Here is a 23,169-nt window from a genome sequence, read left to right on the forward strand (position 1 = left end):
CTCAGCGGCTCCAGGCGTTCCAGCTCATCACCGCATCGAGATCGGTCCGGGTAGCCAGCTTGAAATCGGTGCCCTGGGTGTACGCGATCGGGCTCAGCGCGTACTGCCGCACCTTGTCGTAGGGGATGCCGAGGATTTCGGCGGCTTCGGCCTCGTAGCCGAGATGCAGCGTCGTCCAGCAGGTGCCGAGGCCACGTTCGCGTGCGGCGAGCATGAAGCTCCACGCGGCGGGGATGATCGAGCCGGCCTGCCCGACCATCATCCGCGGGTCGTCGGTGCGGCCCGCGATGCACGGGATGAACAGCACCGGGCTGCGACCCATGTTCTCCGACAGGTATTCCGCCGACGAAGTCACCCGAGCCTGCTGCGCATCGCGCTGGGCTCCCAGGCCCGACGCCACCCGGCCCGCATACATGGGGCTGTTGCGGTAGGAGTCGAAGCCCTTCTTGTACAGCGCCGAGATGGCCTCGATCTTGTCGCGCTCAGTGACGAACACGAAGTGCCAGCCCTGCATGTTCGAGCCCGTCGGCGCCTGCACGGCGATCTCGATGCATTCCCGCAGGACCGATTCAGGCACCGGTCGATCGAAGTCCAGCCGCTTGCGCACCGCCCGGGTGCTCTGCAGCACCTCGTCGGCCGACAGGCCCAGCTTCACAGTTCCAGCAGCATTGTCACGTTCGCTCATGGCGCAGGAGCGTAACCGGCACCTGTGACAAGCACCGGGGGCCGAGTGGTTGGCCGCTAGCGCAAGAACTTGCTGGTCGTGTTGTCGGCCAGCACCCGCCCGCCGGTCTGGCAGCTGGCGCAGTAGTTGACCGAGTAATCGCGGTAGTCGACGGCCCGGACCACCTCATCGCAAGCCACGCAGGGTTCCCCCGTGCGGCCGTGCACTGCCGAGGGCCGCTCGGCCGCACGGCTCATCTCCGGTCGACCCCGTTCGAAGGCCAGCGACTCATCGACAACCGCTTCGATGGCGGTCACCACCCGCCCCACGGCGTCGGCGTCAAGCCGTCCGACAGAAGCGAACGGCGACAGCTTCGCCCCGTGGCAGATCTCGTTGGCCAGCCGCCGCCCCAGCCCCGAGATCACCCGCTGGTCCCGCAGGAAGTTGTGCAAGCGCCCCGAATGCATGGACATCAACTCAGCCATGCCGTCGGCGTCCAACTCGGTGGCCTCGGGTCCCAGCCCGACGAGCGGCTCGGCATCGGCCACATCCCCGTCGAGCACCCACACACCGGCCCGCTTCTGGGTGCCGGGCTCGGTGAGCATGAGACCCAGGCCGCTGTCGAACTCGAACCGGACGAGCCCGTCGCGCGGCCGGCGCGGCCGCTTCGCACCCGCTTCGAGCACTCGCAGCCGCCCGCCCTGCATCAGGTGCACCACGAAAGTCAGGCCGTCGCCGCGGTTATCGCCGTCGGCATGGTCGCCCCCGTCGGCATGGTTGCCCCCGCCGTCGCCCCCGTCGGCGCCGATGCTCCCGCCACGGCCGGCGCCCCCACCGGCCGGATCCTGCGTCGGCCGAGCGAACCGCAGCAGCAGAAACTTGGCCCGATGGCCGACGCTGCACAGCGGCCATCCGACTGCATCGCTCGGCTGCGGGCTGGCGGTCTTGAACGCGGTGAACGACAGCGGCTCGACGCGCTTGAGCACCTCGCCGGCTGCAAGGGCTTCCAATCGCTCTGCGTGCGCCCGGATCTCAGGGATCTCCGGCACGGCGTCTCAGCCCCCGTCGACGCCGGCGTCAGGGGTTGGGCCGTCAGCGCCGGCGTCGCCTGTCGGGCCGCCGGTGCTGCCGGTTGGGCCGTCAGCGCCATTCCCGTCGTCGTCGGCGAGCGCTTGCCCTAACGCCGCGTCCACGGCTGCCAACGCCTCAGCAGCCGCGACCAGCACCCGCATGTCGCCGCTCACCTTGATCAGCCCCGCCTGCAGGGCAGCCAGCGCACCGAGTTCGCCTCGCCGCACGGCCCGAGCGGTGGTCCGTGACTGGCTCATCACCACAACGTCGCCGTCATCACTGCTGCCAACATCCTCGGGCGCTGGCTCGAGATGCGCCCGCCCGCCGTCGATCACCAGCCGGTACGCAACGACCGGCCCGCCATTGCCGTCGCCGATCCGCTGTTCCACCGTGGCCTGAACCTCCGGCAGCTCCACGTCCGCGAGCACCTCGGACATGGCAGCGCACCATTCCTCGGACCCGATCACACTCCTGTCGGCAGTCGCCACGCCCCGACGTTACGGTCCGGCGCGCGCTCGGTGCGCAGCCCCGAACCTCTGGTGGCAGGAGCGGAAATCAGGGGCGTCCTTGCCGACGATGCCGCTACGGTCGTCGACCGACGTCGTTGCACCAGGTCTCCTTCTCGCGAGCCTCGTGTGTCGGACGTCACCGAATCACTGGCTCTTCGCCGGTTCCGGGCACTGCACTGCCTGTTACCGTTCCGACCCGAAGTCCCATGGACGCAACGTCAGTCACTCTTCTCGCCGCCGTGGCAGTCGTCATGAGTTTCAATCTCACGGCGAGCCTCATGTGCTGCCGCCGCCTTGAGCGACGTGTCGACCGACTCGAAGACCGGCTCGATCAGCGGATCGACCGGCTGGAGCAAACGATGGCGCAGTTGGCGCTGGATGTGGCGCAGATCAAGGGGCATCTGGGGATCGCCGCATCCCAACCGCCGGTGACCCCCCAGCCAGCGCCCCAATAGCATGACGGGGTGACCTTTCCGGCTCGCCGTCTGCGCCGTCTGCGTCGGACCCCGGCACTGCGCCGGCTCGTCCGTGAGACCACCGTCACGCCGGACGATCTCATCGCTCCGCTGTTCGTGCGTGAGGACGCCACCGAGCCGCAGCCCATCGTGTCGCTGCCAGGTGTCGTGCAGCACACTCAGGAGTCGCTGCGCACCGAAGTCAGCGAACTGGCTGCCATGGGCATCAGCGGCGTGATCCTGTTCGGACTGCCCGCCTCGAAAGACTCGGTCGGCTCCGAGGCTTGGAACCCGGATGGCGTGGTGCAGGTTGCGCTCAACAATCTGCGAGACGACCACGGCTCGGAGCTGGCGATCATCGCCGATCTCTGCCTCGACGAGTACACCGACCACGGCCATTGCGGCGTGCTGACCGACGACGGCGAAGTGGACAACGACGCCACGCTCGAGCTGTACCAGCGGGTGGCGCTGGCCCAGGCCGAAGCTGGCGCTGACATGGTGGGACCCTCGGGGATGATGGACGGCCAGGTGGGGGCGATCCGCCAGGTGCTCGACCGCAACGGTCACGAGAGCCTGCCGATCATGGCCTATTCGGCCAAGTACGCCTCAGCCGAGTACGGGCCGTTCCGCGAAGCGGTGGACGTCACCATCTCGGGCGGCGGGAACCGCAAGGGCTACCAGCAGGACCCCTCCAACGCCCGCGAGGCCATGGCCGAAATCGAGCTGGACATTGCCGAGGGCGCCGACATCATCATGGTGAAGCCGGCGCTGGCATACCTCGATGTGATCGCCGCCGCCCGGGCCCGCTTCGACCTGCCGCTGGCGGCGTACCACGTCTCGGGCGAGTACGCGATGCTCAAGGCCGCAGCGGCCAACGGCTGGATCGACGGCGACGCCACTGCGGTCGAGCACCTCACCGCCATCAAGCGAGCGGGTGCCGACATCATCCTCACCTACCTCGCACGCGAGTTCGCCGAGACGCTGCAGTAGCGGCCGGTCCGAACCGCCGCAGGCTTAGCGCGCCGGGTGTGTCACCCGCGCCACGCCGATGGCGCACAGCGCGCCGGGTGTGCGGTGCGAGCCGCGCCAACGGCGAGAACCACGACCCAGCACCGCAGCAGCCTCCACCAAGACACCGGGCGATACTCTGATTCCGTGCTGAAGCGCGTTTACGTGCACAACTACAAGTGCTTGGTCAACTTCGAGCTGCGACTCGGCGAAGTCAATCTGTTGCTTGGCCCAAACGGGTCTGGCAAGACCGCCTTACTCGATGTCGTCTACGCCGTGCGGCAGCTGCTCCTGGGCGAGGCCAAGGTCACCGAAGCGTCCTGCTTCCCCTCGGGCGCACTGACGATGTGGCAGCACGATCAAGTCCAAGTCGTCGAGATTGACGCTGTTGTAGGTGACGACAACTTCCGCTACCGCCTCGAGATCGAGCACAACCGCTTCGTCAAGCGAAGTGCTCGCATCCGCTTGGAACGGCTCAGCGCAGGAGACACGGCGCTGTTCTCGTTCGACGACGGGAACGTTCAGCTCTACCGAGATGATGGATCGAAGGGGCCCCTCTATACCTCCGATTCGAACGAGTCCGCGCTCGCGAGGGTCCTGCCGAGTTCGAGCAATCAGCGGCTGTCGGCGTTTGTCTCACACATGCGGTCGGTCATCGTGACCTCGGTCTGCCCGCCGCTTATAGGTGCAGAGTCGCATCAAGAAGATTCCGTGCTAGATCGGCACGCCTCCAACTTCGTCAATTGGTACCGCCAAGCGCTTCAGTTCAACCCAAGTGCAGCGGGCGAACATCTGAAAGCCCTGAAACCGATACTCGACGGTTTCGTAGACCTGAGCTTGCAGCAGTCGGGCCTCGATTCACGAGCGCTGATGTTCGAAGTCCGTCACGGCACCGGTGATGGATTCAAGTACTGGTTGCGGTTCAACCAGCTGTCGGAAGGTCAGAAGGCGGTTGTGATCCTGTACGCACTGCTGCACTTCCGATCTGCTGGTGATTCGTTGGTACTGCTGCTCGACGAGCCCGACAACTACGTAGGGCTCGCCGAGATTCAGCCGTGGCTCGACGAGTTGTCGCTGCTTTGCGGAGACACGCAGTCGCAGGCCGTCCTGTGTTCGCACCATCCTGAACTGATCGACTATCTCGGCCCGGCCGACGGCGTCATGCTGCGCCGGGTCGCAGCTTCAGCGACGATTCCGGTGCCGATTTCGGAGTGCAACGTCGGGCAAAGCCTGAAGCTGTCCGAGCAGGTAGCCCGCGGCTGGCTTGATGAGTCGTAGCGTCCGCTTGACGCTGCTCTGCGAAGACAAGCAGCATCAAGCGTTTGCCCATCGGTTCTTCAAGGCGTTGGGATGGAACTTGCGGTACTGGCGGCCGATAGTGGCCCCGGCTGGCAGAGGCGCCGCTGAGAAGTTCGTTCGTGAGAAGTTCCCGGTCGAGCTGGCCGCGCTCCGTACGAAGGGCAACGAACAGGTCTTCCTAGTGGTTTTGATAGACGGTGATGCCGCAGGCGTGGACGGTCGCCGCGCGCAGCTCGAGAACGCGTGCCGTGAACAGGGAATCGAACCTCCATCCGAGATGGAACGCGTATTGGTATGTGTGCCCACCTGGAACATCGAGACATGGCTCGCATACCTCGACGGATCGGAGGTGGATCAGACGAATTCCTCCTATCCGCGCCTAGCACGCGAGCGAGCGTGCGAGCCACATGCGCAGGCGCTAGCGACGATGTGCGGTTCCGGTCGGCTCCATCCTCCGGCGCCGCCGTCGCTGAAGGAGGCGTGTAGCGGATATCGACGGGCCGTCGGAGACGTCTGAAGCTTCGGAGTGAACGCTTCCAATGAATGACGCCAATAGCGGACTGCCTGGGTGGCGGTGTTGGCTCAGCGCGCCGGGTGTGTCACCCGCGCCACGCCGATGGCGCACAGCGCCCCGATGAACTGCGCCACGATGAACAGCGGTGCGCTGGCGGGGGCGATGCCGGCGAAGGTGTCGGAGAACATACGGGCCACGGTCACGGCCGGGTTGGCGAAGCTCGTCGACGAGGTGAAGAAGTAGGCGCCGCCGATGTAGGCCGCCACGGCGAAGGCCAAGAACTGGGCTTTGCCTGAGCGCACCACGCCGATGATGACGATCACCAGCCCGAACGTGGCGATGATCTCCGACAGGAACGCCTCGGGGCTGATCCGGTCCTTGGTCGACCAGAACACGGCATCGAGTTCGAAGATCACGTTGGCCGCGATGACGCCCAGGATCCCGCCTGCGGTCTGCACCACCACGTACAACCCGGCCATCCGGTTGTCCAGGTCGCCTGCAAGCCGCGCCCACAGCGTCACTGCGGGATTGAAGTGCGCCCCCGACGTCGACCCGAACAGCAGGATCAAGCACGCCAACGCACCCGCCGTGGCGATCGAGTTCTCCAGCAGCTGCAGTCCGACATCGTTCGGGCTCAGCCGCTCGGCCATGATCCCCGAGCCGACCACGCCCAGCAGCAGGAACCCAGTGCCCACGAACTCCGAGGTCAACCGACTGGCCGTCGTCTGCCGTAGCGCCGTCATCGGGACAGCCTCGCAGCTATGAGCGAACGAGCGTCAGCGGAGCGGTGAACTCATGGGGCCTCGGTCGGCTGCCTCCTAGTAGAAGCAGAGCGGCGGAACATACTTGACGGCCGCAGGGGCCCGCCGTGCCGCGGTGGCGCTTGCGGGCGCGGTGGCGCTTTCGGTCTCGGTGCTGGTTTCGGATGCAGTGCCGGCTTCGGGCTCGGCCTCGCTGGTGCTCGCAACGACAAAGACGTTGTCATCGAGCTCGTCTCCAATGGGGGTGTTCTGGCGGATGATGTCCGCCAGCGTGGTGCTGCGAACCTCCGCCAAGAGATCGGGGTTCGCCACGAAGTAGGCGTCATTCTCGAACCAGAAGCGATCGCCGTCGCGGAGACGGCGGAACTGGTCGGAGATGACGGCACGCAGCGTCTCGCCGACCGCCGCTTCCGACACATGGTCTTCTGCCAGTGCAGCGGGCCAGAGGTCCAAGTCGCCGACGTCTCCGTAGGCGTCCTCGAGCGCCTGCTGGACATCTGGGTCCGACGAGATGTCGGCGAAGCTTTCCACCTCGGACAGGCCGTAGGCGCTTCGCACCGTGTTGTAGTCGCCGACGCCGTGATCGCGGCCCCGCTGAAGGTTCAGCGCTACCAGGTCGAAGGCGATGCCGTGTGGCTCGCGCTGGAGGAAGTTCCGGACTTCGTTGATGACCAACGCGTCAACGTCTTGGGCCTGTTGAGCAGCGAATCCGCGTAGAACTTCGGAGATGCCATGACCGTTGTAGAACGAAGGGCTGAAGAACGAACTTGCCAGGCTGATCTTCTCTGAGGTCCCGTCCGCATCGAGGAGGTTGAGGCTGGGCGACAGCAAGGTGTGGCCGACCCGGTATGCCGCTGCTGAGAACTCGCTGGCGATGGTCGCATCGACGTCGGAGTCGTAGCCCGAGTAGGCGTCGAAGGCGTCGGGCCCCAACAGCAACGGCAAGAACTCGCTGAAGGTGATGTTCTGTATATGAGCGCCGACGATCTTGCGGGCCAGCTCGTAGATCTCATCGCCGCTCAAGTCAGGATTCTGGGTGGCGATGATGCCCGCAAGGCGGTTGTGCTCGCGGACGAACAGCGTGTGCATCGCCGTGAGACCGATCTGCTCGTTGACTCGCACATCACCTGCAACAAAGAGCGTCGTGCGATGCGCGCCGCCTTCATTGTCGAGGCCCTGCTCGTTGTACGGCAAGAATCGGCCGTCGCTTGACGTCTTGAGCTTGCCGGTGCCGTCGTTGGTGCGCAGAGCGGAAGCTCGAACTCTGTCGGAGCCGTACACCTGCGAGCCGTCAATGAACGCGGTGATCGCGTTGACCTGCCTTCGAGGATTCTCTGTGTCGGTTCCAGTCTCGGGATCGGAGACCGAACGGCTGAGACCGATGGTGGCCTCACCGGTGCCAAGAGGATCGAACACCGGATCGTCGGCAGGGACCGCGATCGGGAGCGGCTCATCTGCGTTGTCGAGGCTCAGGGTGATGTCGTGGTCCAGGAACTGGCCCCACTGCCACACGATGTCGCTGGCCTGTGACGAATTCGGCACTGAGGTGTCTTGGGCGAACACGAGGTTGCTGATGGTGCGAGCGTTCGGTCGCGAGGTCGTCGGCGCTGACACTCCGTCGGCGTACGAGTTCGGCGCCTTCTTGAAAAGCGCCGTGCCCGTCATTCCCCACGTGGGATTGTCCAGGTTGTTCCCCCGGCCGTCGAGGGCGCGAGGAGCGAGATTGTCAGCGAACTCTTCGAGGCTGAGAGAAACGACCTCGCCGGCCGTCCAGTCGGCATCGACGCCGACCCATGTGAAATGACCGCTGCCGATCTTGCCGTCCGCGAGGTTCAGCCCCACATCGCCGACCTGCAGCCGCAACGAGCTGAATTCGTCCGCAAGCGCAGGCTCAATGCGGATGCTTACCGTTGCTGTGCTCGAGTCCGAGTCGGGCTCGGTAAGGAGAATGCTCGTCACCGAGTAGTCCGTCTCCATCCACGAGAAATCGGTATCGGTGAGGGAGCCACCCACAGACTCGCTGTACCCCAAGGGATCTCCATCGCCTCCTACCGTCAAATCGGCTTCCCATACCGCGCCGACCCCGGCAGCCATCCATTGCGGAGTGGTGCTGTCTTGTGAGTCGGTGCTCAGAGCCAGGCTGTGCGGAGGTGGCGCTGCCAGGGTGAGCAGGACGGCCAAGGCGGTCGCCGACAGCAGAAAACGACGGAAGGGGGCTGTCAATCGCACAGGGCGCGCGCTCCTCAAGATGTGGGGGCTAAGGCCCCGTTTAGTGGTGGGGGTTATGACGCGATCAACCTCCGCTGCAGTGCGGGGCTGCTAATACCCCAGGCTGCAAACAGAGGCTGAGCGGCGCAGGGTAGTGCTGCAGGTGCGTCCCCAAGCCGGTTTCGAACTGAGCGGCTTCCCGTAGATACGTGAGAGATTCGAAGGGCGAGTGCCTCATCTACAAGTTGAACATGCTCACGCAATCAACCAGCTTCGGGTGGCCCGTTTGCTGAATGTGCTACTGTGTAGCACATGAAGCAGATCGGAGTTCGGGAACTCCGCCAGAACGCCAGTGAGTGGCTGCGCAGAGTTGCTGATGGCGAGTCCTACGAGGTCACAGTGCGCGGCGAGCCGGTCGCACTGCTCGGCCCGCTGCCGCACCGTGATGACCCCATGGGCCGCCTGGCGGCACGAGGCCTTATTGGCCGGAGGGCTAGAGGATTGTCAGCTTCGATCGAGGAACTTCCGCCGCTGCCAGCAGCGCCGCCGGGCGAGCCGACGCTGAGCGACCGACTCGCAGACTTGCGGCGAGATGAACGGTGAGATCTGGGTCCTCGATGCGTCGGCCTTCGTGAAGCTGATCAGGACCGAAGCAGAATCCGATGTTCTGCGCCAATGGGCTTCACAGCGACACTTGGTGTCCAGTGCCTTACTGCGCACCGAAGCTCGGCGAGCGGTCGCAGACGAAGGCTCCGCGGTGCGACACCAGTGCGAGCGTCTACTCGCAAACACTGATCTCCTCGAGCTCACTTCGGCGATGCTCGATGCGGCCGGCAGGATCCCCGGTCGCAACCTGCGCACGCTGGACGCCATCTACCTCGCCTGTGCCCAGCAGATCGGCGACGATCTCAGCGGACTCGTCAGCTACGACCCTCGCCAAGTCGCTGCAGCAGATGCTCTTGGCATCTCCACCGTGTCACCAGGCAAGAGCGCCGGCGTCTAACAACCCATCCGAGCACGAGTGGTAGTGGACGCCCGAGCGGGCATCGCCTATTGCTTGGCACTCTCCAGGATGGCGATTGCAGCTCACGGTTCGGTCTCAGCGAATGAGTTAGCGGCCGACAGGTGGTTGGCAAGGGCAGTGATCTGGGCATCGATGTCGCCGGGGCTGCCGGACAAATCGATGGCCGCCGCATGGAGTCTCTTACCGATGTTCTTGACGGTGATCGTGGACGTGGCCAGCGAGCCGGTCGAAGCCTGCTGGCTTGTGGATTCGACTTCGCTGGCGTCAGCGCAGTAGATGAGCGTGCCTTCGCTCAGGTCGAGCGCTGTGGTGTAGGCGAGCAGTTGGTAGTAGTCGCCGTGGCGACCCGCCGTCTCGCCGGAAGCGAAGCGGGAATCCTCGGCGGTGAACTTGTATTTGACGTCTGCCACGCCGACCGTCTCGCCTGCGCGACGAAACGTGAGATCCGGCCTGATTTGCACCTGATCTTCGACATCGAGGTACAAGCGGCGCTGTGGTGCAACCTCGAGCTTCCCCCGCAGTGCCCGCTGCAGCCGGGCGGTGACGAAGTCTTCGAAGAGCTGATTCATGTCGAGCATGAATGCGGACGCGGCGGTATCTCCGTGGCGGTCCTGCAGGGTGAAGTTGGCGAGTATCAGCCGCGCCAGCTTCAGTGCCGGCCTGTAGTGCTCGTTCAATCGGGTGAATTGGACACGGTCGAGACAATCCAGCGCTGCCGGGACGGTTGGTTCTGCCACACCGTCCAACGAAGCCAACAGTCGGCGAAGCCGTCGCCGATCGTCATCGGGAACGTCAGGCACACGTAGCGCCTGCCGCGCTGCGGTCTGCAAGCAGCGGTTCTCATCCACGTCGGCCGTGAAGTCGTCCCACGCGCACGCCATAGGAACGAGGACACCTCCCCGCCGAAATTGCCGCACGAAGTCGATTCGGCCACGCAACGCGAGCAGATCGTCTTCTTCGTGTCGGTAGTGGTGGAAGAGCCCACGGGCGAGCGTCGTTTCTGCTGTCCGTGCGAAGAAGGAGACCAGCGCTGGCAGGAGTTCATCGGTGCTCGCGTAGTGGAACGCCTCCTGGCGCCACGCCTCGTAGGGCAGACCGACCTCGAGCAGCACGAACAAGTTCTCGGGTTTGATCTTCGGCCGCACGATGACTCGCAGGTCGCCGACAGTGAACGCGCCCACCCATTGCTGAGCAGACACTCTCCACCAACCGGGCTCGACGTCCGGCTGGACCGACACCCACTTGGTCTGCCCTAGACGCCGAGCGAGTGCATCGCTGAGCGGAAGGTGCTTGGTCTCCCATTCGAAGAGGGTGAGGTGCTGTAGTTCACCGTCACCGGCTGCCGTGTCGATGTCCGTCGAACTCGCTGCAGAGTCGACGAGAACCACTTACGCGCCGCCCTTGTCGGCAGCGCCTTCGCTCTCACCCGTGAGACGTCCCGCTTCATCGGCAGGGTCGGCCGATTGGTCATCAGGCTCATCCGGTTGCGCACCGGACGAAGTCGCTCCGGGTCCGAAGCGCCGCCAAACCGTGCCGAACCGGAAGCTGTCGATCACTTCCTGGCGACCGAACAGCTGGTCCTCGATGAGCGGTTCGATGTTGTACTCCCAGATCCGCCGCAGGCTGTCCTTGTCGAGGTCGCTCTTCATGAAGTGGCTCGGCCCGATCAGCGAGTGATCACCACCCATCTGCTCGGCCAGGTCTGCATTCACGTTGTCGACGAGGCCGGCAACCCACACCTGATCGGGGGAATTGCGCTCCATCCATCTACGCAGGAGCCCGACGGTCGGTCCGTGGTTCGGGAAGAACGGCACAAAGTGGAACCGCCGTCGCATCGCAGCGTCGATCAGCGCGATGGAACGGTCGGCCGTATTCATCGTGCCGATGAACCAAAGGTTTGATGGCAGAGAGAAAGTGCTGTCGGGCCGGTATTGCGTCTGGATCTCGTCGTCGCGGTACTCCAGCAGGTAGAGCAGTTCTCCCAACACCCTCGGCAAGTTCGCCCGGTTGATCTCGTCAATGACCATGACGTGCAACTCCTCCGGATGCTCCTCTGCGCGTTGGGCGAGCCGAATCAGCGGACCCGGCGTCAACTCGTACGTCATCTGCCCGTTGTCATCGACCCGAGGGCGGAAGCCTTCGAAGAAGTCCTCATACGAGTACGCCGGATGGAATTGCACCAACGAATACGCCTCGTCGCCCTCGTCCTCGTACAGCGCCAACCTGATGGCAAGCGACTGCGCGAAGTACGTCTTGCCCGTTCCCGGCGGTCCGTACAGGATCACCTGCCCCTTGTCCTCAAGCAGCTCCACGATGTCCTTGAGGAAGTCCACCTCGCACAGCAGCTCGTCAGCCAATTCCGCTAGCTCCGCGCCGTCAATCCATTGATCGACCGTCTCGGTGCTATCGCCGTAGTTCTCCTCCAACCAATACAGAAATGATCGGATGCCCCACGTGTCGACGACATCGTCGTCGGTGAAGTCAGGACGGAGTGATTCGAGGAGGAGGTCGTTCGCGCGCATCACTACGGCACCGGAGCCGCCATATTTACGATGGAGAAGGTGGATCTCTTGTGCCTCGCGTGTCCCCGCAACGTCAAGGAGTCCAAGCTCGTCCACGAGCTCGATCATCTCCAGCTTGCCGCGCCAGTTGTCGCTGCTGCTCCTCGCGAGCACGTAGTTGGGAATGAACCGCTCAGGGTGGCAGATTGCAGCCAATCGAGTCGCAGTCGCGGAGCCGATGCCTTTCTGGCTCATGGCCTTGTCGATTCGAGAGGCGAGGTCACCTTCTCCAAAACACAGCTCAGTGAGGAGGTCTCGAAGTTCGACCCATTGCGCGCTAGAGGCCCGGCTTAAGTAGGAGCTCAGATGAATGACTTGACCCGGACTCCCGTAAGTGTTCTTGCCTCTGCTCCAAACTTGCTTAAGTTGCTCCCGGTCTTCGAACGCTAACGATGGCAGCGATTCCAGGACTTGTTGGAACCGTTCCCGCGCGCGTTCGCTCTCTTCGTCGTCAGGCGTTGGGTAATTGGTCGCCCGCCGGAACTCTTCGACGAGGCTCGTCAGGCTCCGAAGCCCACTGCGCTCGAACTCAGGCAACCGCTCGCACCATCTCCGGATGTGCCGTCTGTAATCGCCACGAGTCGAGTCCTGTATGTCGGCTTGCGCATCGCAGAACTGCTCAATGGCCAACACGTCGTAGGCGGCCGGATCGATTTCGTTGTTGCATGCGTAACGAACCCAACGACCCAGGACCGAACGCAGATTCTCCTGCGTTGCCCTCATAGCGCCTTCTCCGCGCCGCCCGCCCACTTGACTCCGCCATCGCACGTAGGCCTCAAGTCGCTGCATCCAATACTGCTCGTCGTTCATGGCGGCGAACCTACTGCGGGGGTGCAACACACCGATCAGCTCTCGCGCAGGTCGATGGCGATCTTGGTTGAGCCGCGGGCGCCAGCGTTGGCTGGGGACCGTGTCGTCTAGGCGGATGATTCTTGCAAGGCGTTGTCGACTGCGCGGCGAACCCACGAAGACACCGAGCGGTCATCTGCAGCCGCCGCTGCTTTCACCTGGTCGAGCACCTGCGGCGAGAAGCGCACCGCGATCGGGTCGGACAGGGTGGTCACGCGACGTCGTGGTGGCCCCTGGGGTCGCAGGTTTTCCGGCCGGCTATAGAACTCGTATTCCTCAGCAGGCGACATGCTCTCAGTGTTCATCGGTCCTCCATGTATTGGGCCGTCAGGTACCGGGGTGCCTCGTAGCAGCCAATCGGCCGACACCTAGTTGAGTCACCGGACTTTGATGGTGCGAGCGGGACCGCCAGCACGTCACCGTTGACCTCCGCAACCATGATCCAGTGTGCGGGAGGTCGCGCCGGGTAAAAGAGCGGTCTGTTCTGCCAGACCTCAACGATGTCTGACATGCCGAGCATTCCGTGCTTGAACAAATGCGGCAGCTGATCGGTGATTTCGAACGGATCATGGTCGTCGAGGAGGTCCACGTCGAATGGGCGCTCCACGGCGGTAATTGTATTGCAAGTGAATACGACTCCGGCGCCGCTCGCACGAAACGACTTCAGTCCTCGCGCAGGTCGAAGGCGATCTTCGTCGAGCCGCGGGACCCAGCGCTCGCGGCGTGCTCGAGTGCTCTGCGGTAATCCTCGAGCGGGTACAGCGCGGAGACCAAGCGCTCCAGACCGCAGTCGCGGACCAGCTCGATGGCGGATTCGAAGGTGTGGCGGCCGTCCAGCGAGGGCTCGGTGCCGTAGCAGTAGGCGCCGACCATTTCGGTCTCGCGGTGCCACAGTGCCGACAGGTTCAGCTCGACCGACGCCGGCATGCCCAGCACCACGACTCGTCCCCGCGGCCGCGTGATCGCGATGGCGTCGGTCAACGAATCTGACGATGCCACGGCATCGATGGTGACGTGCGTTCCCGAGCCCAGCGTCGTGCCGATCACTCGTGTCCCCGCAGCCCGCCGCACAGCACGTCCGAGTTCGTCGGGAGACACAGCCAGATCAGCGCCCAGTTCCATCGCGAGCCGCCGTTGGTGCGAGTAGCGGGCACCCACCACGATTGCCGCGACACCCGTCAGCCGTCGCAGCGCGGCAACCGCAACCAATCCCATCGTGCCGGCGCCGATCACCGCAGCTGTGCCGCCCTCGGTCACTCCCGATCGCAGCGCTGCATGAACGCCCGCAGCGGCCGGCTCGATCATCACCGCCGCCTCGTCTGACAGTTCCGCAGGCCCGAGCGCCCCCAGCGAATGCAGCTGCGTCTCGTGCGCGGCGAACATCTCCGACCAGCCGCCGCCGGTGGATTCGCACGACCCGGTCTGCAGACCGGCTTCGATATGGCCGCCGATCAGGTGGCCGTAATCATCGCCGTCGGCAGGCGCTGCATCGGGCCATGGCGGTGCCACTCCGTGTGCCTCGTGCCCCAGCACCGGCTCGAGCACCACACGAGTGCCGTCGTCGAGATGCCCGACCACCTCATGACCCGGCACGAACGGGAACGACACGAGCTGCTCGAAGTAGCGAGACACCTTGCCGTCGACCGTGGCGAGGTCCGAGCCGCAGATGCCCGCCAGCGCCGTGTGCACATACTGCCAACCCGGCCCTGGCAGCTCCGGCGGGTCCATCTCGGTCAATCGCAACGGACCCACGCTCGCACCGGCACCGGGCTTCAGCTTCGACGCGGCAATTGCTGCGGCGAACTTCAGCTCTTTGCGCTCGAAGATCAGCGCCTGCACGTCGGGGACCGAACCTCAGCCTGTGGCTGCGGCGGCACCGTCGCCGGTGCCGCTCGTGCCGCCGACATCGACGGCTTTGCTCTCCACCTCGTCAGCCAGTTGCGCAATGAACTCGCCCAGCGGAACGTCGCGCCGCACCGGATGGCCACGCGGATTCACACCCACCGTGCCCGCGGCCACGTCGTCGTCACCCACGACCAGCACGTAGGGCACCTTCTCGAGCTTGGCCCGACGGATCCGCGCCCCCAGGGGGTCATCCGCCGGCACCATCTCGGCCCGGAACCCGGCTTCGCGCAGCTGCGCGACCACCTCCGAGGCAAACGCATCGTGATCCGCCCGCACGCCCAGCACCACCGCCTGCACCGGTGACAGCCACGGCGGGAACGCACCCCCGTAGTGCTCCACCATCACACCGAAGAACCGCTCGATCGCGCCAAAGAGCGCCCGGTGGATCATGATCGGCCGGTGGAGCTCACCGTCGGCGCCGGTGTATCGCAGGTCGAATCGTTCCGGCAGGTTGAAGTCGAGCTGAATCGTCGACAGCTGCCATGACCGCCCGATGGCGTCCTGCACGTCGATGTCGATCTTCGGCCCGTAGAACGCCGCCTCGCCCTCGGCCTCGACGTAGTCGTGGCCGCGCCGGTCCAATGCCTCCCGCAGCGCCGCCGTCGCCCGGTCCCAGCCCTCCGCGCTACCCACGAACTTGTCGGGATCCTGCGTCGACAGCTTGAAGGTGAAATCCTCGAAGCCGAACGCGCCCAAAACCGACAGCACGAAATCCAGCAACCGTTCGATCTCGTCGCCCAGATGCTCGGGCGCCATGTACAGGTGGCTGTCGTCCTGGGTGAACCCACGGATCCGCATCAGCCCGTGCAGCGTCCCCGACCGCTCGTAGCGGTACACGGTGCCCAGTTCGAACAGCCGCAGCGGCAGCTCACGGTAGGAACGCTGGCGTTGCCCGAAGATCAAGCAGTGCATCGGGCAGTTCATCGGTTTGGGGTAGTAGACGCCGTTGTCCATCTCCATCGGCGGGTACATGCCCTCGGCGTAGAAGTCCAGGTGCCCGGAGGTCTCGAATAGCCGGGCGTGGGCCAGATGCGGCGTGTAGACGAACTGATAGCCGCCCGACTCGTGCCGGTCGCGGCTGTAGTCCTCCATGATCTTGCGGATCACTGAGCCTTTGGGGTGCCACACGGCCAGCCCGCCGCCCAGCTCGGCGGGGAAGCTGAGCAGATCCAGTTCGGTCACGAGCCGCCGATGGTCTCGCTTGGCGGCTTCGGCCAGCCGTTCGAGGTGCGCAGCCAGCTCGGCCGCAGAGCCCCACGCCGTGCCGTAGATACGTTGCAGCATCTGGCGCTTCTCGTCACCCCGCCAGTACGCGCCCGCTACCCGCATCAGCTTGAAGTGGCCAAGGCGTCCGGTGTCGGGTACGTGAGGACCGCGGCACAAGTCCACGAACTCGTCAGTGTTGCGATACGTCGTGATTACCCCGCCCTGCGGCCCCGAAGTCGGGTCGTCGGCCTCGCCGTCGAGGATTTCGATCTTGTAGGGGTGCTGCGCGAACAGCTCGTCAGCGGTGGCCCGGTCCACCTCGGCACGGATGAACGGTTGCTTGGCGTCGACGACGGCGCGCATCTCGGCTTCGATGGCGTCGAGGTCGTCGTCCGAAAACGTCCGTGCCGCGCCCGAGTCGTCGGTACCGAGATCGAAGTCGTAGTAGAAGCCGTCGGTGATCGGCGGCCCGATCGAGAACGTGGCCCCCGGGTACAGCCGCAGCACTGCTTGGGCCAGGACGTGCGCGGTGGAGTGACGCAGCACTTCGAGCCCGTCGCCGGTGCCCGGGAACACCAGCGACACCGCTGCGCCGTCGGGCAACGGCCGATTCAGGTCGAGCTGCTCGCCATCGGCGACCGCGATGAGCGCATCCTTGGCGGCGCGACGTCCCAGCGACGCGGCAAGGTCGGCGCCCGTCGCACCAGCCGGAAGTTCACGCGACTGCCCGTCGGGCAGCACGACCGTGGTTGAAACTCCGCCAGAGGCGTTCGTGGTTGCGGCCTCGCCGACGGCATTCATCGGCCCAAACTCATCGGCGTCGGCTCATGGCGCTGGGGTTACCGAGACGGTCCGCCATAGAAGACGACGTTCATCAGGATGATCAGGAACAAGATGCCGCCGATCACCCAGATCTGATCGGACCGCTGGAAGCTCTTGAACTTCGCAAGCGGGACCATCATCCGGGCCGGGTCCTTGAGCGACTTTTCGTCGATCTTGCGGGTATCGCCGTCGCTCATGAGCACTCCTGGTGAACTGCGTCGCAGATGGCCCTGCCGCAGCGAAAACGGCCGCGTTCACGACCATCGAGAAAGGCTAGGGGCTTCGCTGCGCTGTCCGATGCGCAGATTCAGGTGCGAACTGCGTCGGCGCCGAGAATCTCGCGCAACGGTCCGGCGAGGGCGCCGGCGTCCACCCATCGAGACTCGGGAAGCTGCACCAGCCGGTCGCCGACGCGCAAGTGCACCGGTGCATCGCCGGGATGGGAGGCCAGCATCTTCTCGAACGAGACCAGCCAGTTCTCGTCCATGTCGACGCGTTCGACGTTGAGCCGCAGCGGCGCCGGTCCCTTGCGCAAATCGAAGGGGGCGATCTCGTTCGCGAGGAACGCTGTCTCGCCCTCGCCTCGCCGGTCTGGGCGGCCGCGCACCAGCACGACGGCATCCTCGGCGAGGCCATCGCCGGCTTCGGCCATGGCCTTGGGGAACACCGTCACCTCGACGGAGCCTTCGGTGTCCTCGAGCGTGAAGCGCGCCATGGGCTCGCCGCTGCGGGTGAAGCGTCGCTGGAGGTTGTGCACGACGCCGCCGATGGTCACCCACTGCTGGCCGCCGTCGGGGTTCGGCGGCAGGTCGCCGATGCCGCTGGCAGTGCAGTCAGTGGCGCGCCGCAATTGGGCCTCACCGCCGCGCAGCGGGTGATCCGACACGTACAGCCCAAGCAGCTCCTTCTCCCACACCAGCGTGGTCCGCTCGTCGGCGGTGATGTCGGGGACATCGATCCGGTCGTCGAATTCGACGTTGCCGGCGTCCGCTCCGCCGAACATCGACTGCAGGCCCGCCTCGGCCTCAGTGCGCCGCCGCAAGGCAGCCTCGATGATGCGGTCGAACACGTCGAGCAGCCCGGCGCGGGTGTGGCCGCATGATTCGAATGCCCCGGCCCTGATGAGCGACTCCACGAACCTGCGGTTCAGCACCTCGCGCGGCATCCGCTCGCAGAAGTCGTTGAAGTCGGCGAACGGCCCGTTGGCGCTGCGCTCGGCGAGGATCGGCTCGGCCACCTTCTCGCCCACGTTGCGCACCGCCGACAGCCCGAACGGGATCGCATTCCCGTCGGTCGCGAAGTCCATCTCGGAGAGGTTGATGTCGGGCACGCGCACCTCGATGCCGTGCTGACGGCAGTCGGTGAGGTAGACGCCCGCCTTGTCGATGTTGCGCTTGGAGCCCGTCAGCACAGCGGCAAGGAACTCGGTGGGGTAGTTGGCCTTCAAGTACGCCGTCTGATACGCAATCAGCCCGTAGGCAAAGGCGTGGCTCTTGTTGAACGCGTAGTCCGCGAACGGCTCGATGATCGCGAACAGCTGCTCTCCCAGCGCCTCGCCGTAGCCCTTCGCATCGGTGCCGGCGATGAACTTGGCGCGGTGCTCGGCGATCTGGGCGCGATTCTTCTTGCCGCACGCCTTGCGCAGGTCGTCGGCCTCGGCCATGGAGTAGCCGGCGATGTCCTGGGCGACCCGCATCATCGACTCCTGATAGATCATCAGCCCGTAGGTCTCGTCGAGCAGCTCGGCCAGATCCGGATGCGGCGGATCGGCGGACTGGCGGCCGTTCTTGCGGTGGGCGTAGCTGTTGTGCATATCGGCGGCCATGGGGCCCGGCCGGTACAACGCCACCAGCGCGCAGATGTCCTCGAACTGATTGGGCTGCATCGAACGCAGCAGCGAACGGACCGGCCCAGATTCCAGCTGGAACACGCCCATGGTGTCCCCGGCGCACAGCAGCTTGAACGTGGCTGGGTCGTCGAGCGGCATTGTGTCGATGTCGACCGTCGAGCCGGTGCGTCGCTCGATGAGGCGCACGCACTCGTCGATGATCGACAGCGTCCGCAGGCCCAGGAAGTCCATCTTCAACAAGCCGAGGTCTTCCACACCGCCCATGTCGAACTGGGTGACGATGGGTGCATCGTCGGGGTCGGTGCCTGCCTCGGGCTTGCGCTGGATGGGCAGGTAGTCGGTGAGCGGGTCGGGGCTGATCACCACCGCCGCGGCGTGCACCGAGTCCTGACGGATGAGTCCCTCGAGCCCACGGGCCACGTCGACGACCTCGCGCACCTCGTCGTCCAGCGCGTACATATCGCGCAGCTCGGCTGCTGCGGCGTACCCGTCGGAGTGCTGCTCGTCGCGTTCGAGGCAAGCGCCCAGCGGCGTGTCGCGGCCCATGATGAGCGGTGGCATGGCCTTGGAGATGCGGTCGCCCAGCGAGTAGGGCTTGCCCAGCACACGGGCGGCGTCTCGCACGGCGGCCCGGGCCTTGATCGTGGAGAACGTGATGATCTGCGCCACGTGCTCGGTGCCGTACTTCTGGGCCGCGTAGTGGATCATCTCGTCGCGGTAGCGGTCGTCGAAGTCGATGTCGATGTCGGGCATCGAGATGCGAGCCGGGTTCAGGAATCGCTCGAAGAGCAGTCCGTAGTGGATGGGGTCGAGATCGGTGATGCGCAGGCAGTACGCCACCGCGCAGCCCGCGGCCGAGCCGCGTCCGGGTCCGACGCGGATGCTGCTCTCGCGGGCATGACGGATGAGGTCCCAGGTGATGAGGAAGTACGAGCTGAAGCCCATGTCGGAGATGACGCGCAGCTCGTAGGCGATCCGTTCGGCGGTGGACGCCGGCAGATTCTGGCCCCAGCGCTCCTTCGCCCCTTGGAGCGCCAAGTGCTTGAGATACGCGTCGGCGTCGGCGTGAGGGGCGGGCACGTCGAAGTGCGGCAGCAGCATGCGGCCGAATTCGATGTTCACATCGGCGCGCTCGGCGATGGCCAGTGTGTTGTCGCAGCTGTCGGGATGGGCGGCGAACAGCGTCCGCATCTGTGCGGAGGTCTTCAGATAGTGCTGATCGCCATGGAACTTGAAGCGGTCGGGGTCGCTGCGCAACGCCCCGGTCTGCACGCACAGCAGCCGCATCATGAGCGAGCGCATCGCCCTGCTGGGTGTAGTGCAGGTCGTTGGTGGCGAGCAGCGGCGCGCCGAGTTCTTGCGCGATCTGAAGCAGCTGCGGATTGCAATCGCGCTGCGCGCCGATGCCGTGGTCCTGCAGCTCGACGTACAGCGAGTCGCGCCCGAAGATGTCCTGGAGCCGGCCCGCCCGCCGTCGGGCCTCGTCGTAGTCGCCGGCAAGCAGCGCCTGCTGCACGACGCTTCCCAGGCACCCCGTGGTGGCGATCAGGCCGTCGGCGTGCTGGGCGAACATCTCCCAGTCCATGCGGGGCTTGTAGTAGTAGCCCTCGAGGAACGCCGTGCTGGCCAGCTTCAGCAGGTTCCGGTAGCCGGCGTCGTTCTCGGCGAGCAGGGTCAGGTGGTAGTAGAGCTTTTCGCCCTCGCCGTCGTCGCCCGAGTCGTCGACTTTGCTGTTCTTGGCGCGATTGCGGCCGGGACGCTCGTGGCGGCTCTCGAGCGCCATGTAGGCCTCGGTGCCGATGATCGGCGTGATCTCGTGTGCTTTGCAGGCCCGGTAGAAGTCCAGGACGCCGTACATGTTCCCGTGGTCGGTGATTCCCAACGCGGGCTGGCCGTCCGCGGCTGCGGCCCCGACCACCTCGTTCACTCGCGCTGCCCCGTCGAGCAGCGAATACTCCGTGTGGGTGTGCAGGTGAACGAACGACGCTGCCACGCTGCTCCTCGCTGATTGTTCAAAGCGGTTGGTCTGTCGAACATAGACCCGTCACAGGCGCGACTTCGGTATGTCGGAACCGTGCGTGTGGTGAGGTGGCAAAAGTCCCGGAATACATGGTTGGACGGCTGCGTGCGGCACTGCATCATGGAGGGATGACCACGCCGCACCGCGCGCCGCACAGCGCGCCGTCTGCTGATGAACGCGACGAAGTCGACGAGCTGACCGCCGACGAGCTGGAGCTCGACGGCGACATCGTGCTGCCCTGCGACGAGCTCTCCAGCGTGCTGGTCGTCGACGACCCTCGAGAGGGCCTGTGGGAGCTGGTGGAGTCGGGCTGGGCCGTTGAGCACCTGCCAGAGCTGCCCGCGCTCGCGCTGGAGCAGGATCCGATCCACCGCCACAAGGACGTGCTGGCCCACACCATCGCTGTGGTGGCCCAGAGCCCGCCGCGACTGCGGGTTCGTCTGGCCGCGCTGTTCCACGACATCGGCAAGCCGCTCACGCGAGAGATCACGCACGGCGGTGTGACATTCCGCAACCACGAGGCGGTGGGCGCCAAGATGACGCGCCGCCGGATGCCGCAGATGGGCTACAGCGACCAGATGACCGAACAGGTGACACGACTCGTGTTCCTGTCGGGTCGCTTCAAGGGTTACGACACCGGCTGGACCGACGCGGCAGTACGCCGATATGCACGCGATGCCGGGCCGCTGCTCGGCGACTTGAACGACATGGTCCGCAGCGACTGCACATCCCGCAATGTGAAACGGGTGCAGGCCCCTGCACGATGCGCTCGACCGCTTCGAGGTGCGCATTGCCCGACTGGCGCGCGAACAGACTGTCGCCGCGGAGCGGCCCCGAGCTCGACGGCGACGAGGTGATGGCCCACCTCGGCCTCGCCCCTGGTCCGAGGTGGGTCAGGCCATGAAGTTCCTGCTGGAACTCCGCCGGACCGAAGGCGAGCTGGGCGACACCGAGGTGCGCCGCCGCCTCGACGCCTGGGGGGCCGCCCAAGCTTGTGTCGAGTATGGGAGCGAGCAATGAAAGTGAAGCGTCGCGGCGACCGCAATCGTTGCGGTGCATGCCTGCTGCATATGACACGATAAACTCGTTTGCGCGTCAAATACGTATAGAACTGGCGCGGTAAGCGGCATGTCCGGCAGTGGGAGCGAGTCGCCGTCATGGGCCTTCTTCGCACAGAGTCGTGGCCGGGAAATCCGGCGGCGCCCCGGGCTATCGATCGGCGGCCGGGTACTTTTCGCGCCTATGTCCCTCACCGCCTGACTGGCTGGCATCCGTTGTTACCAGCCGATGTGGCGGCATTTGTCGCAGATGCCGAACGGCAACTGGTTGCGACGGCCTCAGTACTTGCACCGGATTCTGCTTCGGTCAGCATGTTCTTCTGGGCCGAGTCGCTCGGCTCGTCGCGTATAGAGGGAGTGACACCGCAAGCTCGGCGGGTCGTGCACGCGTTGATCGCCGAGGCGTCCCCTTCCCCACCTCGTCGTCGGGGCCATGTCGGCGAGGCGATTGGCAACATCGAAGCAACGGCAAAAGCTCTGCGCATCCTCGCCCAGCCGGCGGCATTGACGGTCGAGCTGCTCTGCGATGCCCATCGCGTGCTGATGAACTCGTCCCCGAATCCGGGACTCGGCGGCGCCCTGAAGACGACGCAGAACTGGATCGGGGGCAATGACTGGCATCCGCTCGATGGCGACTTCGTGCCGCCTCCACCCGATGAGTGCCGACCGCTCATGGAAGACTTGGTTGCCTACCTCCGAACCGGCGATCATTCGCCGGTCATGCAAGCTGTGGCGGCGCACGCTCAATTCGAGACGATTCATCCGTTCGACGACGGCAACGGCCGTGCGGGCCGAGCCCTCTTGTACGCAGCGTTGAAGCATCGGTGCGCCTCGGAGGGGTTCATGCCGCCCGTCAGCTTGGCCCTGTCGCAGAACCGTGATGCTTACCTGCGGTCGCTCGCCGCGTACCAGAGCTACATCGGAGCGCCCGATGACGTGCGCAGATCAGCAGCCGCGATCCCGCTGGCCGAGGTCGTCAGTACTGCTGTGAACCAGTCGTGCGACGCGGCGAGTTCCTATGCGGTTGCCATCTCACGCCTGCAGGACCGTTGGCGCGAACGTGTCGGGCAGCGCACCGGGCGCTCTGCGGCTCTGGCTGCAGTGAACCTGCTGGCGTCGCAACCCTCGCTGACGCCAGAGATCCTCGCGTCGGAATCCGGTTTTTCGCCGCGACGGTGCGCAGACGCGCTTCGTCGTCTGACTGAAGCTGGCATTACACGGAGCCGCCGCGTCGGTCCGCGCTTGCGTGCCTACGACGCCGACCGCATTTTCGAAATGTACGACGTCATGTCCTCGACAATGGGCGATCCGCACAGCGCACGTCAACTCCTCGGCCAGATCGCAGGAGTTCCGTTTCTTCCGACCAATGACAGCGACGACTTCTCG

Annotated in this window: 21 protein-coding genes and 1 pseudogene; 8 read left to right on the forward strand and 14 right to left on the reverse strand. The window is 65.2% G+C overall.

Annotated elements, in window-relative coordinates:
- Position 1: 1 nt before the first annotated feature.
- The 3 genes from ACOOHB_RS00190 to ACOOHB_RS00200 are packed head-to-tail and all read right to left on the reverse strand — an operon-like array spanning position 2 to position 2,223.
- A complete protein-coding gene (locus ACOOHB_RS00190) occupies positions 2 to 685 on the reverse strand; it encodes a nitroreductase family protein (RefSeq protein ID WP_420442813.1) in 684 nt (227 codons plus the stop codon).
- A 56-nt stretch (positions 686 to 741) separates the two neighbouring features.
- Positions 742 to 1,713 carry a DNA-formamidopyrimidine glycosylase family protein gene (locus ACOOHB_RS00195; RefSeq protein ID WP_420442814.1) on the reverse strand — a complete coding sequence of 324 codons (972 nt, stop codon included), beginning with the start codon at positions 1,711 to 1,713 and terminating at the stop codon, positions 742 to 744.
- A gap of 6 nt (positions 1,714 to 1,719) precedes the next feature.
- Positions 1,720 to 2,223 carry a hypothetical protein gene (locus tag ACOOHB_RS00200; protein WP_420442815.1) on the reverse strand — a complete coding sequence of 168 codons (504 nt, stop codon included), beginning with the start codon at positions 2,221 to 2,223 and terminating at the stop codon, positions 1,720 to 1,722.
- Positions 2,224 to 2,450: 227 nt separating this feature from the next.
- Between ACOOHB_RS00200 and ACOOHB_RS00205 the strand changes: the two genes are divergently transcribed.
- The 4 genes from ACOOHB_RS00205 to ACOOHB_RS00220 all read left to right on the forward strand — a co-directional run bounded on the left by ACOOHB_RS00205 (position 2,451) and on the right by ACOOHB_RS00220 (position 5,523).
- A complete protein-coding gene (locus tag ACOOHB_RS00205) occupies positions 2,451 to 2,699 on the forward strand; it encodes a hypothetical protein (RefSeq protein WP_419921796.1) in 249 nt (82 codons plus the stop codon).
- Between the two features lie 9 nt (positions 2,700 to 2,708).
- Entirely contained in the window at positions 2,709 to 3,689 is a 981-nt protein-coding gene (hemB, locus tag ACOOHB_RS00210) for a porphobilinogen synthase (protein WP_420442816.1), read from the forward strand.
- A gap of 165 nt (positions 3,690 to 3,854) precedes the next feature.
- Entirely contained in the window at positions 3,855 to 4,985 is a 1,131-nt protein-coding gene (locus tag ACOOHB_RS00215) for an AAA family ATPase (RefSeq protein WP_420442817.1), read from the forward strand.
- Positions 4,975 to 5,523, forward strand: a complete 549-nt coding sequence (locus ACOOHB_RS00220; RefSeq protein ID WP_420442818.1) for a hypothetical protein — start codon at positions 4,975 to 4,977, stop codon at positions 5,521 to 5,523. Before ACOOHB_RS00215 ends, ACOOHB_RS00220 begins: the two co-directional genes overlap by 11 nt.
- A gap of 65 nt (positions 5,524 to 5,588) precedes the next feature.
- On the opposite strand, the gene ACOOHB_RS00225 is transcribed toward ACOOHB_RS00220, so the two are convergent.
- Together ACOOHB_RS00225 and ACOOHB_RS00230 are read right to left on the reverse strand one after the other, a co-directional pair.
- Complete coding sequence (locus ACOOHB_RS00225; protein ID WP_420442819.1) at positions 5,589 to 6,263, reverse strand: aquaporin; 675 nt, start codon at positions 6,261 to 6,263, stop codon at positions 5,589 to 5,591.
- A 75-nt stretch (positions 6,264 to 6,338) separates the two neighbouring features.
- The gene (locus ACOOHB_RS00230; protein WP_420442820.1) at positions 6,339 to 8,510 is read right to left on the reverse strand and encodes a peroxidase family protein; all 2,172 of its coding nucleotides are present in this window, start codon (positions 8,508 to 8,510) and stop codon (positions 6,339 to 6,341) included.
- A 291-nt stretch (positions 8,511 to 8,801) separates the two neighbouring features.
- On the opposite strand from ACOOHB_RS00230, the gene ACOOHB_RS00235 reads away from it, so the two are divergent.
- Both ACOOHB_RS00235 and ACOOHB_RS00240 read left to right on the forward strand, forming a co-directional pair.
- Positions 8,802 to 9,092: a type II toxin-antitoxin system Phd/YefM family antitoxin gene (locus ACOOHB_RS00235; RefSeq protein ID WP_420442821.1), complete on the forward strand. Its 291-nt coding sequence runs from the start codon at positions 8,802 to 8,804 to the stop codon at positions 9,090 to 9,092.
- Entirely contained in the window at positions 9,082 to 9,492 is a 411-nt protein-coding gene (locus ACOOHB_RS00240) for a type II toxin-antitoxin system VapC family toxin (RefSeq protein ID WP_420442822.1), read from the forward strand. The genes ACOOHB_RS00235 and ACOOHB_RS00240 overlap by 11 nt, the downstream gene beginning before the upstream one ends.
- A gap of 83 nt (positions 9,493 to 9,575) precedes the next feature.
- Here the strand turns inward: ACOOHB_RS00240 and ACOOHB_RS00245 are convergent, their stop codons facing one another.
- The 9 genes and pseudogenes from ACOOHB_RS00245 to ACOOHB_RS00285 all read right to left on the reverse strand — a co-directional run.
- Positions 9,576 to 10,901, reverse strand: coding sequence for an McrC family protein (locus tag ACOOHB_RS00245; protein WP_420442823.1), 1,326 nt, complete (start codon positions 10,899 to 10,901; stop codon positions 9,576 to 9,578).
- Positions 10,902 to 12,884, reverse strand: a complete 1,983-nt coding sequence (locus tag ACOOHB_RS00250) for an AAA family ATPase (protein WP_420442824.1) — start codon at positions 12,882 to 12,884, stop codon at positions 10,902 to 10,904.
- A gap of 107 nt (positions 12,885 to 12,991) precedes the next feature.
- Positions 12,992 to 13,228 (reverse strand): CopG family transcriptional regulator, encoded by a 237-nt coding sequence (locus tag ACOOHB_RS00255; protein ID WP_420442825.1) that lies wholly within the window; start codon positions 13,226 to 13,228, stop codon positions 12,992 to 12,994.
- Positions 13,225 to 13,530, reverse strand: a complete 306-nt coding sequence (locus ACOOHB_RS00260; protein ID WP_420442826.1) for a hypothetical protein — start codon at positions 13,528 to 13,530, stop codon at positions 13,225 to 13,227. The genes ACOOHB_RS00255 and ACOOHB_RS00260 overlap by 4 nt, the downstream gene beginning before the upstream one ends.
- A 56-nt stretch (positions 13,531 to 13,586) precedes the next feature.
- Positions 13,587 to 14,762, reverse strand: coding sequence for a zinc-dependent alcohol dehydrogenase (locus ACOOHB_RS00265; protein WP_420442827.1), 1,176 nt, complete (start codon positions 14,760 to 14,762; stop codon positions 13,587 to 13,589).
- 15 nt (positions 14,763 to 14,777) lie between these two features.
- Positions 14,778 to 16,835, reverse strand: coding sequence for a threonine--tRNA ligase (thrS, locus tag ACOOHB_RS00270; protein ID WP_420442828.1), 2,058 nt, complete (start codon positions 16,833 to 16,835; stop codon positions 14,778 to 14,780).
- A 38-nt stretch (positions 16,836 to 16,873) separates the two neighbouring features.
- Complete coding sequence (locus ACOOHB_RS00275) at positions 16,874 to 17,053, reverse strand: hypothetical protein (RefSeq protein WP_420442829.1); 180 nt, start codon at positions 17,051 to 17,053, stop codon at positions 16,874 to 16,876.
- 110 nt (positions 17,054 to 17,163) lie between these two features.
- Positions 17,164 to 20,007, reverse strand: a complete 2,844-nt coding sequence (dnaE, locus tag ACOOHB_RS00280; protein WP_420442830.1) for a DNA polymerase III subunit alpha — start codon at positions 20,005 to 20,007, stop codon at positions 17,164 to 17,166.
- A gap of 166 nt (positions 20,008 to 20,173) precedes the next feature.
- Positions 20,174 to 20,698: pseudogene (locus ACOOHB_RS00285) on the reverse strand (PHP domain-containing protein); the annotation flags it as partial.
- A gap of 155 nt (positions 20,699 to 20,853) precedes the next feature.
- On the opposite strand from ACOOHB_RS00285, the gene ACOOHB_RS00290 reads away from it, so the two are divergent.
- Both ACOOHB_RS00290 and ACOOHB_RS00295 read left to right on the forward strand, forming a co-directional pair.
- Positions 20,854 to 21,582, forward strand: coding sequence for an HDIG domain-containing metalloprotein (locus ACOOHB_RS00290; RefSeq protein WP_420442831.1), 729 nt, complete (start codon positions 20,854 to 20,856; stop codon positions 21,580 to 21,582).
- A gap of 513 nt (positions 21,583 to 22,095) precedes the next feature.
- A partial coding sequence (locus tag ACOOHB_RS00295) for a Fic family protein (RefSeq protein ID WP_420442832.1) occupies positions 22,096 to 23,169 on the forward strand: 1,074 nt, incomplete at its 3' end.

It is taken from the genome of Candidatus Poriferisodalis sp. (genome assembly GCF_965215815.1).
In the GTDB taxonomy this organism is placed as follows: Bacteria; Actinomycetota; Acidimicrobiia; order Acidimicrobiales; family Poriferisodalaceae; genus Poriferisodalis.

What these genes read in the sequence shown, in the direction of transcription:
- ACOOHB_RS00190 (WP_420442813.1), bottom strand. Translation starts at nt 685, where the DNA reads ATGAGCGAACGTGACAATGCTGCTGGAACTGTGAAGCTGGGCCTGTCG.
- ACOOHB_RS00205 (WP_419921796.1), top strand. Translation starts at nt 2,451, where the DNA reads ATGGACGCAACGTCAGTCACTCTTCTCGCCGCCGTGGCAGTCGTCATG.
- ACOOHB_RS00220 (WP_420442818.1), top strand. Translation starts at nt 4,975, where the DNA reads ATGAGTCGTAGCGTCCGCTTGACGCTGCTCTGCGAAGACAAGCAGCAT.
- ACOOHB_RS00225 (WP_420442819.1), bottom strand. Translation starts at nt 6,263, where the DNA reads ATGACGGCGCTACGGCAGACGACGGCCAGTCGGTTGACCTCGGAGTTC.
- ACOOHB_RS00235 (WP_420442821.1), top strand. Translation starts at nt 8,802, where the DNA reads ATGAAGCAGATCGGAGTTCGGGAACTCCGCCAGAACGCCAGTGAGTGG.
- ACOOHB_RS00240 (WP_420442822.1), top strand. Translation starts at nt 9,082, where the DNA reads ATGAACGGTGAGATCTGGGTCCTCGATGCGTCGGCCTTCGTGAAGCTG.
- ACOOHB_RS00250 (WP_420442824.1), bottom strand. Translation starts at nt 12,884, where the DNA reads ATGAACGACGAGCAGTATTGGATGCAGCGACTTGAGGCCTACGTGCGA.
- ACOOHB_RS00255 (WP_420442825.1), bottom strand. Translation starts at nt 13,228, where the DNA reads ATGAACACTGAGAGCATGTCGCCTGCTGAGGAATACGAGTTCTATAGC.
- thrS (WP_420442828.1), bottom strand. Translation starts at nt 16,835, where the DNA reads ATGAATGCCGTCGGCGAGGCCGCAACCACGAACGCCTCTGGCGGAGTT.
- ACOOHB_RS00275 (WP_420442829.1), bottom strand. Translation starts at nt 17,053, where the DNA reads ATGAGCGACGGCGATACCCGCAAGATCGACGAAAAGTCGCTCAAGGAC.
- dnaE (WP_420442830.1), bottom strand. Translation starts at nt 20,007, where the DNA reads ATGCGCTCGCTCATGATGCGGCTGCTGTGCGTGCAGACCGGGGCGTTG.
- ACOOHB_RS00290 (WP_420442831.1), top strand. Translation starts at nt 20,854, where the DNA reads ATGACCACGCCGCACCGCGCGCCGCACAGCGCGCCGTCTGCTGATGAA.